General features: G+C 59.0%; 14 protein-coding genes. 8 read left to right on the forward strand and 6 right to left on the reverse strand.

The genetic code is table 11. The features are described from left to right. Positions 1-2: 2 nt before the first annotated feature. Positions 3-1,526: a nitric oxide reductase transcriptional regulator NorR gene (gene norR / locus HF257_RS31390; protein WP_185710350.1), complete on the reverse strand. Its 1,524-nt coding sequence runs from the start codon at positions 1,524-1,526 to the stop codon at positions 3-5. 147 nt (positions 1,527-1,673) lie between these two features. Here norR and hmpA point away from each other — a divergent pair, with 147 nt between their 5' ends. The 7 genes from hmpA (at position 1,674) to cyoE (ending at position 9,136) form a co-directional block, all read left to right on the forward strand. Then, positions 1,674-2,855, forward strand: coding sequence for an NO-inducible flavohemoprotein (gene hmpA / locus HF257_RS31395; protein WP_185710349.1), 1,182 nt, complete (start codon positions 1,674-1,676; stop codon positions 2,853-2,855). Positions 2,856-2,999: 144 nt separating this feature from the next. After that, positions 3,000-3,506: a disulfide bond formation protein B gene (locus tag HF257_RS31400; RefSeq protein ID WP_185710348.1), complete on the forward strand. Its 507-nt coding sequence runs from the start codon at positions 3,000-3,002 to the stop codon at positions 3,504-3,506. Between the two features lie 796 nt (positions 3,507-4,302). Beyond that, entirely contained in the window at positions 4,303-5,244 is a 942-nt protein-coding gene (gene cyoA, locus HF257_RS31405; RefSeq protein WP_105697895.1) for a ubiquinol oxidase subunit II, read from the forward strand. 3 nt (positions 5,245-5,247) lie between these two features. Continuing rightward, complete coding sequence (gene cyoB, locus HF257_RS31410) at positions 5,248-7,266, forward strand: cytochrome o ubiquinol oxidase subunit I (protein WP_185710347.1); 2,019 nt, start codon at positions 5,248-5,250, stop codon at positions 7,264-7,266. Between the two features lie 3 nt (positions 7,267-7,269). Beyond that, a complete protein-coding gene (locus HF257_RS31415) occupies positions 7,270-7,896 on the forward strand; it encodes a cytochrome o ubiquinol oxidase subunit III (protein WP_010206435.1) in 627 nt (208 codons plus the stop codon). Continuing rightward, positions 7,896-8,237, forward strand: a complete 342-nt coding sequence (gene cyoD, locus HF257_RS31420) for a cytochrome o ubiquinol oxidase subunit IV (RefSeq protein ID WP_010206434.1) — start codon at positions 7,896-7,898, stop codon at positions 8,235-8,237. Before HF257_RS31415 ends, cyoD begins: the two co-directional genes overlap by 1 nt. Before the next feature lie 11 nt (positions 8,238-8,248). Then, positions 8,249-9,136 (forward strand): heme o synthase, encoded by an 888-nt coding sequence (cyoE, locus tag HF257_RS31425; RefSeq protein WP_034100500.1) that lies wholly within the window; start codon positions 8,249-8,251, stop codon positions 9,134-9,136. A 68-nt stretch (positions 9,137-9,204) separates the two neighbouring features. On the opposite strand, the gene HF257_RS31430 is transcribed toward cyoE, so the two are convergent. The 4 genes from HF257_RS31430 to HF257_RS31445 all read right to left on the reverse strand — a co-directional run bounded on the left by HF257_RS31430 (position 9,205) and on the right by HF257_RS31445 (position 11,041). After that, positions 9,205-9,909 (reverse strand): hypothetical protein, encoded by a 705-nt coding sequence (locus tag HF257_RS31430; RefSeq protein WP_185710346.1) that lies wholly within the window; start codon positions 9,907-9,909, stop codon positions 9,205-9,207. A 67-nt stretch (positions 9,910-9,976) separates the two neighbouring features. Next, the gene (locus HF257_RS31435; protein WP_185710345.1) at positions 9,977-10,480 is read right to left on the reverse strand and encodes a DUF6622 family protein; all 504 of its coding nucleotides are present in this window, start codon (positions 10,478-10,480) and stop codon (positions 9,977-9,979) included. 55 nt (positions 10,481-10,535) lie between these two features. Beyond that, entirely contained in the window at positions 10,536-10,790 is a 255-nt protein-coding gene (locus HF257_RS31440) for a Txe/YoeB family addiction module toxin (protein WP_185710344.1), read from the reverse strand. Further along, complete coding sequence (locus HF257_RS31445) at positions 10,787-11,041, reverse strand: type II toxin-antitoxin system prevent-host-death family antitoxin (protein ID WP_185710343.1); 255 nt, start codon at positions 11,039-11,041, stop codon at positions 10,787-10,789. The genes HF257_RS31440 and HF257_RS31445 overlap by 4 nt, the downstream gene beginning before the upstream one ends. A gap of 232 nt (positions 11,042-11,273) precedes the next feature. Here HF257_RS31445 and HF257_RS31450 point away from each other — a divergent pair, with 232 nt between their 5' ends. Continuing rightward, positions 11,274-13,298: a c-type cytochrome gene (locus HF257_RS31450; protein WP_185710342.1), complete on the forward strand. Its 2,025-nt coding sequence runs from the start codon at positions 11,274-11,276 to the stop codon at positions 13,296-13,298. Here the strand turns inward: HF257_RS31450 and HF257_RS31455 are convergent. Beyond that, positions 13,295-14,545, reverse strand: a complete 1,251-nt coding sequence (locus HF257_RS31455) for a 2-aminoadipate transaminase (RefSeq protein WP_185710341.1) — start codon at positions 14,543-14,545, stop codon at positions 13,295-13,297. The two genes, HF257_RS31450 and HF257_RS31455, sit on opposite strands and share 4 nt — an antisense overlap. Positions 14,546-14,573: the final 28 nt, after the last annotated feature.

The raw sequence follows: 14,573 nt of genomic DNA on the forward strand, positions 1-14,573 counted from the left end.
TTCTATTTGAGGCCTAGGCGCTTGGCCATGCGGCCGAGGTTGGCGCGGTCCAGGCCGAGTTCGCGGGCGGCGCTGGCCCAGTTGTGCTGATGGCGTTCCAGGCAGGCGCTGATGATCTGGCGCTGATAGTGCTCGGTGGCCTGGCGCAGGTCGCCGGTGACGACGGGGATCACCTCGGTCGGTGCTTCGATGGCGGGCGCGCTAACGTCCGGCAAGTCCAGGTCCTGGGCACTCAGGCTGAGAATCTTCGGCCGCTCGCGGCAGTTACCCAAGGCTTTCAGCGCACTGCGGCCGATCAGGTGTTCCAATTCGCGCACATTGCCCGGCCAGTTGTAGGCCAACAGCGCCGCCTGCGCATCGGCGGTCAAGCGCAAGCTGCCCAGGCCCATGCGTGAGCGGTTCTGTTCGAGGAAGAAGCCGGCCAGCAGCAGCACATCCCGCCCGCGCTCGCGCAGGGCTGGCACTTGCAGCGGGTAGACGCTGAGGCGGTGGTAGAAGTCGGCGCGGTAGCGGCCGTTGCGCACTTCGTCAGCCAGGTCGCGGTTGGTGGCGGCGATCAGGCGCACATCCACGTGGTGTTCCTTGTCCGAACCCAGGCGCTGCAACTGGCCACTTTGCAATACCCGCAGCAGCTTGGCCTGTACGGACAGGGACAGCTCGCCCACTTCATCGAGGAACAGCGTGCCGCCATTGGCTAGCTCGAACTTGCCGCGCCGCTCGTTCAGCGCGCCGGTGAAGGCGCCGCGCACATGGCCGAACAGCTCGCTTTCCACCAGGGTTTCCGGCAGGGCGGCACAGTTGAGGCTGATCAGCGGTTTGTCGGCTCGCGTTGAGGCAGCGTGGATCGCCTGGGCCACCAGCTCCTTGCCGACCCCGGTTTCGCCGGTGATCAGCACGGTAAGGTCGCTGCCGCCCACCAGCTTGATCTCTTCCACCAGGTGCTTGTGCGCCTTGCTCTGGCCGATCATTTCCTTGTGTTGCTGGCCGCTGGCCTCGCGGTAGATTTCGGCGCGCAGGGTCAGGCGCTCGATACGTTCGGCCACGTTGACGGTGGCCGCGGCGAGGCTGGCGAAGGCTTGCAGGGCGTCCAGCTCGACGCGTTCGAAGCGCTCAGTGTCGAGGGCGTCGAGGGTCAACAGCCCCCAGGGCTGATCGTCGACGAACAGCGGGCAGCCCATGCAATCGTGGACTTCCAGATGCCCATGCAAGCCATCGACCAGGCCGTCATAGGGATCGGGCAGTTCGCTGTCACTGTCGAAGCGCGTCGGACCAGGGCTGCTCAGCAGCACCGCAAAGCGTGGGTGCTCACTGACCTTGAAGCGCCTGCCCAGAGTGTCTGGGCTCAGGCCGTCCACCGCCAGCGGCACCAGCCATTCACCGTCCAGGCGCAGCAGGGCGGCGGCATCGCACGGCAGCAGGGCGCGCATGGCTTGCAGCAGGCGGCGGTAGCGCTCGCCTTCAGGCAGTTCGCGGGACAGGTCGGCGACCAGGGGCAGCAGGGTGGTGAGCAGCGATTGCGCAGTCATAATGACTCCTTGTAGTCCTTATGACTATACGGCGTAGGAAGTCATACTGACTACATTGATTTTAAGTCATTGAAAAATAACGATTTATAAGTTGGCACGAATACTGAGTAAGCAAGGGTAATCAGTCAAAAGACCCAGGAGTCTGCCATGCTTAGTGCCCAAGACCGTGCCATCGTCAAATCCACTGTGCCCCTGCTGGAAAGCGGCGGCGAAGCGCTGATCACCCATTTCTACCGCATGATGCTCTCCGAGTACCCAGAAGTTCGCCCGTTGTTCAACCAGGCTCACCAGGCCAGCGGCGACCAGCCCCGTGCCTTGGCCAATGGCGTGTTGATGTACGCACGGCACATCGACCAGTTAGACCAACTGGGCGACTTGGTGGCCAAGATCATCAACAAGCACGTGGCCCTGCAGATCTTGCCGGAGCATTACCCGATCGTGGGCGCGTGCCTGCTGCGGGCCATTTCCGAAGTGCTGGGCGATGAGATCGCCACCCCTGAGGTGATGAGTGCCTGGGGGGCGGCCTATGGCCAATTGGCGGATATCCTGATCGGCGCTGAAGCGGCGATTTACGACGAGAAAGCCCAGGCGCCGGGTGGCTGGCGTGGTGCGAGGCCGTTTCTGCTGGTCAAGCGTGTGGAGGAGAGCGACGAAATCATCTCCTTCTACTTTGCCCCGGTGGATAACGGCCCGATCCTGGCCGCAGCCCCAGGCCAATACATCGGCATGAAACTGGTGCTGGATGGCGAGGAAGTGCGCCGCAACTACTCGCTGTCGGCCCTGAGCGATTCGGGCCTGTACCGCATCAGCGTCAAGCGTGAGGCGGGTGGGCGGGTGTCCAACTACCTGCATGATCAGGTGCCTGTCGGCGCAACCATCGACCTGTTCCCGCCCTCCGGTGAGTTCACCCTGGCCGCCAGCGACAAGCCCCTGGTGCTGATCAGCGGCGGCGTGGGCATCACCCCAACCTTGCCGATGCTGGAAGCGGCCCTGGCCACCCAGCGCCCGGTGCACTTCATCCACTGCGCGCGCAACGGCGGGGTGCATGCGTTCCGTGACTGGGTCGATGGCTTGGCGGCGCAGCATCCGCAGCTCAAGCGTTTTTATTGCTACGCCGAGGACGATGGCGTGAGCCCGGCGGCGGACAAGGTCGGCCTGCTGAACCAGGAGCAACTGGCGGCGTGGTTGCCGGAGCAGCGGGATGTGGACGCGTACTTCCTGGGGCCTAAAGGTTTCATGGCGGCGATCAAGCGCCACCTCAAGGCGTTGGGTGTACCGGAGAAGCAAAGCCGGTATGAGTTCTTTGGGCCGGCTGCGGCGCTGGAGTAACGCGGTCAAAAATGTGGGAGCGGCGGTGCGACATTTGGCTCTGTGTTCCTTCTGATTAATCTGCCGTTAACCCCCCTCTGTTTAAACCACTCTCTGTGTGTAAACTTGCGGCCATTGGCTCGACCAGACAAAGGGAAACTTAAGATGAGTGACGAATTGCGTTTAGGCAGGGAGCGGCGCTTTCTGGTGTTGCTGGGCATCATCTGCCTGGCGCTGATCGGCGGTGCACTTTATATGCAGGTGGTACTGGGCGAGGCACCTTGCCCGCTGTGCATCCTGCAGCGTTACGCCTTGCTGTTGATCGCGATCTTCGCGTTCATCGGCGCAGCCATGCGCACCAAGGGTGCCCTCACGTTTTTTGAAGGGCTGGTGATACTCAGTGCCCTCGGCGGTGTGGCGGCAGCTGGTCACCATGTGTACACCCAGTTCTTCCCAGAGGTCAGTTGCGGCGTCGATGTGCTGCAACCGATTGTCGATGAACTGCCACTGGCCAAAGTGTTCCCGCTGGGCTTCCAGGTCGATGGCTTCTGCAGCACGCCTTACCCGCCGGTGCTGGGCCTGTCCTTGGCGCAATGGGCGCTGGTGGCGTTCGTGCTGACGGTGATCCTGGTGCCGCTGGGCATCTATCGCAATCGCCAACGCAACACTTGAGTCGCTGCCTCCAAAACGCCCCGGTCCTTCTTGAGGGAAGGCCGGGGCGTTTTTTTGCTTGCGGGGATTTGTGAACGGAGCGTGACGCAGGACAATTTCAGGTGTGCGCAATGTGCGACATGTTGTCACACGGAGGTTGCCGCAGGACGCTTCTGACCCGATAAACCGGCGCTTAAATTTGCATCGCAAGGGTAAATTGTGCTGTCAGTTCGTCGTTTACACGCCGCCACAAGGCGTGCGCCACGTGAGTCATTCGGTGATGTCCGAATGCCTTGTTTTATGGGGGGTTGCAACGGTTTTGCATGCCCTTACAGCGCGTAAGGGATGGGGTGGGTTGCCCAATAACACGGCAATTTTTGTGGTTTTTGTTGAGAATCGAACGCGATAAGATCGCGAACCCTTGCAATAATGGTGAAGGATTATTGCTGTAATCGATAAAAATTATTTCTTTATAAGACATGGTTTATACATCGCTAGCTAACTACAATCGCCCGCACTGAATGTCCGGTGCTGTTCAATATTTGAGCACTGGAGCGGTCGAGGGGCAGATGGATGGCTCTGTGCGACCCCAAGGTTCCGGCAGCCTTTCAACTACCCGCACCAAATGGAATTGGTCTGTAACAAGGCCTTTAACCACGAAATCGAATAAGAACTCACCGCAGGTCCGTGAAACGTACAGTTATGGCGTGACGGGCAGGCTCTTATTCAATCGAAGAGAAATGCCAACCCTTGGCAGGGTGAAGTGTTGGCGATCAAAACCCAACTGCATTGCGCAAGCTGCTTTAGAGGTCGTGAGATGAGTAAAAACAGGTACCCCCGATTACTAGGCTTTTTGCCGCTGCTTGGCATGATGTTAATGCTTGGAGGCTGCAAGTGGACCTTGATGGACCCGAAAGGACAGATCGGTCTGGATCAACGAAACCTGATCATCACCGCCACCCTGCTGATGCTGTTGGTTGTGGTGCCTGTGATCATCATGACCTTCGCCTTCGCCTGGAAATACCGTGCGTCGAACACCAGCGCGACCTACGCGCCGAAGTGGTCGCACTCCACCAAGATCGAAATCGCGGTGTGGCTGGTCCCGGTTCTCATCATCATCGCCTTGGGTTACATCACCTATAAGTCGACCCACGAGCTGGACCCTTACCGTCCGCTGGAATCCGACGTCAAGCCGATCAACATCGAAGTGGTCGCGCTGGACTGGAAGTGGCTGTTCATCTACCCGGACCTGGGTATCGCCACTGTCAACGAGATCCAGTTCCCGGAGAACACCCCGCTTAACTTCCGGATCACCTCCGACGCTGTGATGAACTCGTTCTTCATCCCTGCTCTGGGCGGCCAGATCTACGCGATGGCAGGCATGCAGACTCGCCTGCACCTGATCGCCAACGAAAAAGCTGAAATGGAAGGCATCTCCGCTAACTACAGCGGCGCTGGCTTCACCGGCATGAAATTCAAAGCGATCTCGACGAGCCAGGAAGATTTCAACGCCTGGGTAGCCGAAGTCAAGGCCGCACCTAAACAGCTTGATCAAGCTGAATACGACGCCCTGACCAAACCAAGCCAGAACAACCCAGTCGCCCTGTACTCCACGTACGAGCCGGACCTGTTTCAGAAAATCGTCGACAAGTACGAAGGTATGAAGCCAGGCAAGCCGGTCAAGCACGAGAAGAAAGAAGTGGCCGCGGTTGAAGGTTCTGACACGGGCTCGCATTCAACTGCTGGGGCAGAGGAGTAAACGATGTTTGGTAAATTAAGTTGGGATGCGGTCCCGTTCCACGAGCCGATCGTAATGGTGACCATCGCCATGATCGCGCTGGGTGGTCTGGGCCTGTTTGCGGCAATCACGTACTTCAAGAAGTGGACTTACCTGTGGACCGAGTGGCTGACGTCTGTCGACCACAAGAAAATCGGTGTCATGTACGTCATCGTTGCCATGGTCATGCTGCTGCGTGGTTTTGCCGACGCCATCATGATGCGTACCCAGTTGGCCATGGCCACCGAGGGTTCGCCTGGCTACCTGCCGCCTGAACACTATGACCAGATCTTCACCGCTCACGGTGTGATCATGATCATCTTCATGGCGATGCCTTTCTTCACCGGCCTGATGAACCTTGCCTTGCCGCTGCAGATTGGTGCCCGTGACGTTGCCTACCCGTTCCTGAACTCCCTGAGCTTCTGGCTGCTGGTCTCCGGCGTGGTGCTGATCAACGTTTCCCTGGGTGTCGGCGAATTCGCCAAGACCGGTTGGGTTGCGTATCCGCCGTTGTCGGGCATTCAGTACAGCCCTGGCGTGGGTGTGGACTACTACATCTGGGCGCTACAGTTATCAGGACTAGGGACGACGCTGACGGGGGTCAACTTCCTGGCCACCGTCCTGAAAATGCGCGCCCCTGGCATGAAACTGATGGACATGCCGATCTTCACCTGGACCTGCACCTGGGCAAACGTCCTGATCGTGGCTTCGTTCCCGATCCTGGCCGCTACCATGGCGCTGCTGTCGCTTGACCGTTACCTGGATTTCCACATTTTCACCAACGAGCTTGGTGGCAATCCAATGATGTACGTGAACCTGTTCTGGGCATGGGGTCACCCTGAGGTGTACATCCTGATCCTGCCAGCGTTCGGTATCTTCTCCGAAGTGATCTCGACCTTTACCGGCAAGCGTCTGTTCGGTCACCACTCGATGGTTTACGCATCGGGCGCGATCTCTGTACTGGGCTTCATGGTTTGGCTGCACCACTTCTTCACCATGGGTTCGGGGGCCAGCGTCAACGCCTTCTTCGGCCTGGCGACGATGCTGATTTCCATCCCGACGGGGGTGAAGCTATTCAACTGGCTATTCACCATCTACCACGGCCGTCTGCGTATCACCAGCCAGGTTCTGTGGACCCTGGGCTTCATGGTGACCTTCGCCATCGGCGGCATGACCGGCGTACTGCTGGCCATTCCGGGTGCTGACTTCGTACTGCACAACAGCCTGTTCGTGATCGCTCACTTCCACAACGTGATCATCGGTGGTGCTGTATTCGGTTACATCGCTGGTTTCAGCTTCTACTTCCCTAAAGCGTTCGGCTTCAAGCTGCACGAAGGTTGGGGCAAGGCTGCATTCTGGTTCTGGATCTCGGGCTTCTTCGTCGCGTTCATGCCGCTCTATGCACTGGGCTTCATGGGCATGACTCGTCGTCTGAACGCTACTACCAACCCTGAGTGGGTGCCTTACCTGTACGTTGCCATGTTCGGTGCGGTAATGATCGCTGTGGGTATCGCCTGCCAGTTGATCCAGCTGTACGTGAGTATCCGTGACCGTAAGCAGAACGCTTGCGACTCCGGCGACCCATGGAATGGCCACACCCTGGAATGGTCGACTTCGTCGCCACCTCCGTTCTACAACTTCGCCGTGATCCCTACTGCGAACACCATTGATGCGTTCACCGAAGCCAAGGAAGACGGTACTGCGTACCAGAAGCCGGTTAAATATGAACCGATCCACATGCCGAACAACACCGCCACTGGCGTGGTGATGGGCGCGCTGTTGACCGTGTTCGGTTTCGCGATGATCTGGCACATCTGGTGGCTGGCAATCGTTAGCCTGGTGGGCACCATCGGCTACTTCATTGTCCACGCAGCACGTGATGATCAAGGCTATATGGTCCCGGTCGAAACGATCGAGCGCATCGAAGCCGAGCAGCACGCTCGCCTGGTCGCCGAGAAGAAAATCCCGGCCAACCGTGTAGAAACCTCGTTGGAACAGGCTTAAACCATGTCGAACTTAGTGACCAATGCTGGACACGCCCATGTCGATGACCATGGGCACGATGACCATCACCACGACTCGGGGCCGATGACCGTTTTCGGTTTCTGGCTCTACCTGATGACCGACTGCATCTTGTTTGCGTCGATCTTCGCGGTGTACGCGGTACTGGTAAACAACGTAGCGGGTGGCCCGTCGGGCCACGACATCTTCGAACTGCCTTACGTGCTCGGCGAAACCGCCTTGCTGTTGTTCAGTTCGATCACCTACGGCTTCGCCATGTTGGCCTTCTACAAGGGCAACAAGAAGGGCGTACTGAGCTGGTTGGCACTGACCTTCCTGTTCGGCCTGGGCTTCATCGGCATGGAGATCAACGAGTTCCACCTGCTGATCTCCGAAGGCTACGGCCCGCACCGTTCCGGCTTCCTGTCTGCGTTCTTCACGCTGGTAGGCACCCACGGTCTGCACGTAACTGCCGGTCTGCTGTGGATGGCGGTGATGATGTATCAGGTCAATAAACACGGCCTGACCAACACCAACAAGACTCGCCTGAGCTGCCTGAGCCTGTTCTGGCACTTCCTGGACGTGGTCTGGATCTGCGTCTTCACCGTTGTTTACCTGATGGGGACTCTGTAATGGCTAATGCACACTCCCATGACCATGACAGCCATGATGCGAGCCACGGCAGCGTTAAGTCGTACGCCATCGGCTTCATCCTGTCGGTAATCCTGACGCTCATCCCGTTTGGTCTGGTGATGTACCCGACCCTGCCAAAGTCGATCACCTTGATGATCGTGCTGGCATTCGCGGTGATTCAGGTTCTGGTTCACCTGGTGTACTTCCTGCACCTGGATCGCTCGAAAGAGCAGCGCGATAACGTGATTGCGTTTGTGTTCGCAGGCCTCGTAATCCTGCTGCTGGTTGGCCTGTCGATATGGATCATGTTCAGCATCCATACGTTCATGATGGCGAAGTGAGGTAAGACCCGATGTCGCTTAAGCACTTTATCCAAATCACCAAACCGGGGATCATTTTCGGTAACGTGCTTTCTGTGGCAGGCGGCTTCTTCCTGGCCTCCAAGGGGCATGTCGATCTGGCCATCTTCCTGGCTGCGATGATCGGCACGTCCCTGGTGGTAGCTTCCGGATGTGTGTTCAACAACTGCATCGACCGTGACATCGATATCAAGATGGAGCGCACCAAGAACCGCGTGCTGGTCCAGGGCCTTATCTCCCTGAAACTGGCACTGGTCTACGCGACCGTCCTCGGTGTTGCCGGTGTGGCGTTGTTGTACAAGGTGGCCAACCCGCTGGCGGCGCTGTTCGCCGTGATCGGGTTTGTCATCTACGTCGGTCTCTACAGCCTGTACCTCAAGCGCAAGTCGGTTCACGGCACGCTGGTGGGCAGTCTGTCGGGGGCGATGCCGCCGGTGATTGGTTATGTGGCTGTAACCAATAGCTTCGACATGGCCGCGCTGACGCTACTGGTGATGTTCAGCCTGTGGCAGATGCCGCATTCCTACGCCATTGCGATCTTTCGCTTCAATGACTACCTGGCTGCCTCGATTCCGGTTCTGCCGGTCAAGCGTGGCATCCAGGTGGCCAAGAAACACATCCTGCTGTACATCCTGGCCTTCCTCGTGGCGACCTTGATGTTGACCTTCAGTGGCTACGCCGGCATGAGCTATCTCGCCGTCGCCGCCGCCATGGGCATGTACTGGTTGTACATGGCCTGGACGGGCTACAAGGCGGTGGATGACACCGTCTGGGCGCGCAAGCTGTTCGTGTTCTCGATCTTCACCATCACCGCGCTCAGCGTGATGATGTCCCTGGATTTCCAAGTGCCGAAAGAGCTGTTGCTGACCTACGCTCACTGAGTGTCACCGCTGTGAAAAAGCCCCGCCTTCGAGAGAAGAGCGGGGCTTTTTTTGGGGCGGGATCCAGGTTACTGCTGAACGATGCTGTACCCCTCGAACGCGCTTTGCTGCTGCAGTGCAGTGATCACACTCTTGCGGCTCAACGGCTGTTCGGTGCCCGAGTTATCCACAAAGCTTTCCACTTCCAGCTCGGCCTCATCGCCTTCACCCACAAAGGCGAAACCGAGGAACTCAAATGCCTCGCGGTCAACGTTCAGCTTGGAACGCGGCGTGCGCAGCGGCAGGGTGACACTGATGCCGTCCTTGCTGATCACAAACACTTCGGCTTCTTTCTTGGGGCGTGCGGCCTTGCTCTTGCCCGAGCTTGGGTTGCTGATGGCCTGGTGGCTTTGGTTCAGCACCTTCAGGGCCAGGCCGTAGACCAGTTCCTGGAACTCAGGGTCGTCCTTGAAGCTGGACAGGATGCGGCTGATGGAAAACTGGCTGCTCAGGTTTTCCAGGGCGGCGTTGTCAGCCGCCTCGGCGTCTTTGAGTTGCTTGAGCTGGCCCATCAGGTCGTACGCCTTGTCGTCGTCGAAGGCGTCGTGGGCCTGGCGAATGGCGACGCGCAGTTCGCGGATCTGGTCGCTTTCCTTGGAGGTGTGGAACGCGTCCAGCACCATCTCGCTGATGATCTTGGCCGCTGGCAGATGCTGTGAAAGATTGATGGCGTTTTCGTATTCAGCTTTGGAGTGCAAGGCGACTACGGATTCTTCGTGGTGGGAATCGGACATTGAAATTTCACTTCAGTAAACGGGGACAAAAAAGCGTCGGGCATTTTCAGGGGGGAGGGGGATCAGGTCAAGGCAGCACAATGCCCTTATCGCGACGCAAGGCATTCAGCGCGCGCTGCAGCCGGGCTGCGCGCCCGCAAAACAGACCTACGGTAAACCCCGAAACCGCGCCGATGGCCATCAACATCGATGGCGTGCTTAACAGCAAAGGATGCACGGCCTGCTGAAAGCCGAAGTAATACTTCACCGCGAAGAACAGCTGCGAGATCAGCAGGGTCTTCCAAGTGCCCGGCAGCACCAGGGTTTCGCCATTGGCGTCGAGCTGGGCTCCCTTGGCGTTGAACAGCAAGATCCCCACCACGCTGCCGGCCAGTGCGCCGCCGACCCAGGCGCTGCTCGACAGCAGTGAAGGCACCAGCGAAATCAGTGACCACACCACCAGCACCACCGGCAGGATCATCAACGAGCGGCGGTTCTCGCGCCCCCCCAGGCAGGCCTTGATACCGTAGTAGCAAATCCACAGATAGGCGGCGTAGACCCACAGGGGCGTGCCTTGGAGGATGTCGAGCATTGAACGCTTCCTTGCAGAAATACAGGGCTATTTTCAGGTAAGGCGCATTAGGTGGTCAGTAGTGATAGCGGCACATAAGTATCTGAACCTCATCGTCTTCTATTCCATAGACCAAACGATGCTCTGAAGTGATCCTCCGGGACCAAAAACCACTGAGGTTGTGTTTGAGGGGCTCGGGTTTTCCGACACCGTCGAACGGGTCTCGTTGGATTGCCTTGATCAGGAGGTTGATGCGTTTGAGCCCTGCCTTATCGTTCTGTTGAAACCAGAGATAGTCGTCCCAGCCTTCAGGGGTAAAGAGTATTTTCATTCTTCAATCAACCGCCTTGGTTTGGCTTTACCGCCTCGCAGGCTGTTGATTGAGTTGATCAGGCGCTCTGCGTTTTTAGGCGAGCGCAGCAAATAGGCCGTCTCTTCCAGCGCATTGAACTCGGATAACGAGATCATCACCACCGGCTCACCTTTCTGTCGGGTCAGCAGGAGAGGGATGTGGTCTTCGTTAACTCGGTCCATCGTTTCGGACAGATGAGCACGAGCATTTGTGTAGTTGATAGTTTCCATGGTGGGGCTCCTGATTCGATGGAGAGAACGTACAGAAATACGTACATGTCTTCAAGAGGCATCTTATCAACGGTTGTGGTTACGACGCTGTACTTCGATTTGCCCCTGACCCACATCAAAACCGCTCGCCGAAAAATCCGTTACAACACCCAGGCCTGATGAACACATAAGAACAACCACTGACCTGCGCCGAGGGGACCACCCCACGCCAGGTGATTAAAGGATTAATGCGATGGCGCTTTCTCTTGCACGCCTGGCCTTGCTGGGGGCGACGCTGTGTCTGGCGCTACCCCTGCACGCCAACTCCCCCGACACCTCACTCATTGAACAAGGCAAGTACGTCGCGCAATTGGGCGACTGCATCGCCTGTCACACCGCCAAGCAAGGACAAGTGATGGCCGGCGGGCTGGAGCTGAGCACGCCGATGGGTACGATTTTTTCGAGCAACATCACACCGGACCGTGACACCGGCATCGGCAACTACAGCTTTGAACAATTCGACCGGGTCATGCGCGAAGGGGTGACGCCGAGCGGTATGAACCTGTACCCGGCGATGCCGTACCCGTCCTACGCCAAGATGAGCGAAGCGGACATGCGCGCGTTGTATGCCTACCTGATGCAAGGCGTAGAGCCGGTGCAAAAGGCTAACCTCGACGCCGACATGGGCTTCCCCTTCAACCAGCGTTGGGGCCTGGCGTTGTGGAACTTTGCCTTCCTCGATAAGCAACCCTTCAAACCAGACCCGGCCCGTGACGAACAACTTAACCGTGGCGCCTACTTGGTCCAGGGCCTCGGCCATTGCGGTTCCTGCCATACCCCACGGGGCCTCGCGTTCCAGGAAAAAGCCATGAGTGATGAAGGCCGCAGCGGCCGGCATTACCTGGCCGGCGAAACCGTCGAACACTGGCGTGCCCTGAGCCTGCGCAACCTGTGGACGGTGGAAGACACCGTGCAACTGCTCAAGACCGGGCAAAACCGCTTTGCCACGGTCGCCGGCAACATGGCCGATGTGATTCACCACAGCACCCAGCATTTCAGTGACTACGACCTCACGGCCATCGCCAGTTACCTCAAGTCCCTGCCGCCGGGTAAAGACGATTTGCCGATGCCCTCCGTGGCCCATGCCCCCGCCGAGCCGCCTGCCGATTTATTCACCAGCCGTGGCGGGCTGGGTTACATGCAGTTTTGCAGCGACTGTCACCGCAGCGATGGCGCTGGCGTAAGGGGGCTGTTTCCGCCGCTGGCCGGGAACCCGGGCATTGTTTCAAGCAACCCGACGTCGCTGCTGCACATCACCCTCACCGGCTGGGAAACCGCGCAAACGGCCGCTCACCCACGGGTCTACACCATGCCCGGTTTCGCCCGGCTACAAGATCAGGAAATCGCTGAAATCCTCAGCTTCGTGCGCACACGCTGGGGCAATGAAGGCACGCCCATCAGCGCAGCCCAGGTAAAAAAGCTGCGCGACCAGCTCAACCCGGTCACCACCGATTCGTCAGCCTTTGAAACCCCGCGCCTGGCCGATCTGCTCGCCGCACCGAATGCCGAGCAAGTGGTTCGCGGTATGCGCCTTCACTTGCAGACTAAGGCACTGCTGCCCAACAACGTCGGCAACGCGCTTAACTGCACCAGTTGCCATCTCAACGCTGGCACTGTGGCGGACGGCTCGCCGTTCGTGGGCGTCTCGGCGTTTTTCCCCAGCTATGCGCCGCGTGCGGGCAAGGTGGTGACATTGGAAGAGCGCATCAACGGCTGCTTCCGTCGCTCGATGAATGGAACGCCGCTGCCACCGCAGTCAGTGGACATGCAGGCGATGGTCGCGTACTTCGACTGGATGAAAAACAACACCCGCCCCGAAGACAAGGTCGCCGGGCGTGGCGTGGGCAAGGTCGACCCGGCGATCAAGCCGGACCTGGTCAATGGCAAGCAGGTCTACGCCAAGCAATGCGCGGTGTGCCATGGCGACAATGGCCAGGGCCTGGCGCGGGCAGACGGCGAACTGATCTACCCGCCGCTGTGGGGCGAGCAGTCGTTCAATATTGGCGCTGGCATGGCCCGCACGTATACGGCGGCGGCGTTCGTCAAACGCAACATGCCGATTGGCTTTCACGAGAAATTCCCGTTGGGCCAGGGCGGTTTGTCCGACCAGGAAGCGGTGGACGTGGCGGCGTATTTCTCGGGCCAACCGCGCCCGGACTTCCCCGACAAGGTCAAGGACTGGCCGAACGGCGGTAAACCCGTGGATGCGCGTTACTAGCTCAGCTGCTTGAGGCAGGTTTCGAGAATATCGAGGCCTTCCTCCAGCACCGCCGGCTCAATGGTCAGCGGTGCCAGCAGGCGAATGATATGGCGCGACTTGCCGCTGGGCATCAGCAGCAAGCCGGCGTCCCTCGCCAGGCTTAGCAGTTGGGTCAGTTGCTTGGCTGCCGGTGTGCCGTCGGCATTCGCCAACTCGATGCCGCGCATGGCTCCGACACCCGTAAGACGGCCGAGGTAGGGTGAAAGCCCTTGGGTGCGCCAGGCTTGATACCGGCTGACAATGGCTTCTTCCTGCTGCGAGCCCCAGGTTTTTAAGTGTTCATCGGTCATCGCGTCCAGCGTGGCCAATGCCGCCGCGCAGGCGATGGGATTGCCGGAGTACGTGCCGCCCAGGCCGCCTTTGGGCAGGTTGTCGAGCAGTGCCTTACGCCCGACCACCGCACCCAGCGGCACGCCACCGGCGATGCTTTTGCCCAACAGGATCAAGTCCGGCTCAATGCCCAGGCGTGAGAAGGCAAAGCGTTGGCCGGTACGGCCGAAGCCTGATTGAATTTCGTCGGCAATCAACAGGATGTTTTTTTCGTCGCACAAACGCCGCAGTGCCTTTGCGAACTCGATATCCAGGGCCAGGAAACCACCTTCGCCCTGCACCGGTTCGATGATGAAACAGGCCACGTCTTCAACGTCGATTTCCACGCTGAACAGGCGGTCCATGGCTTTCAACGCTTCGGCACAGGTCACGCCGTTATCGGCGCTGGGGTAGGGCAGGTGATACACCGGCCCCGGCAGTACACCAATTTTTTGCTTGTAGGGTGCAACCTTGCCGTTGAGGTTCAGGGTGGCCAGGGTGCGACCGTGGAACGCGCCGTCGAAGGCGATCACGGCCGTGCGGCCCGTGGCGCCGCGTACGATTTTCAAGGCGTTTTCCGCCGCTTCCGCGCCGCTGTTGGTGAGCATGCCACTGACCGGGTACGTCACCGGGATGAACGCGCTCAGGCGCTCCATCAGTTCGATGTATGGCGCGTGGGGGGCGGCGTTGAAGGCGTAGTGGGTGAGCTTGGTGGCTTGATCGCGAATCGCCTCGACCACACCTGGGTGGCAATGCCCAAGGTTGAGCACGCCGATGCCGCCGACAAAATCGATGTAGCGTTTGCCCGTGGTGTCCCAGACCTCGGCGTTTTTACCGTGGCTGAGGCTGATGGGGTGAACGATGGAAATCGATTGGCTGATGGTTTCGTGGCTCATGAATCCTGGACTCGCAGTGACGGGCGTC

The sequence above is a fragment of the Pseudomonas cremoris genome, from assembly GCF_014230465.1.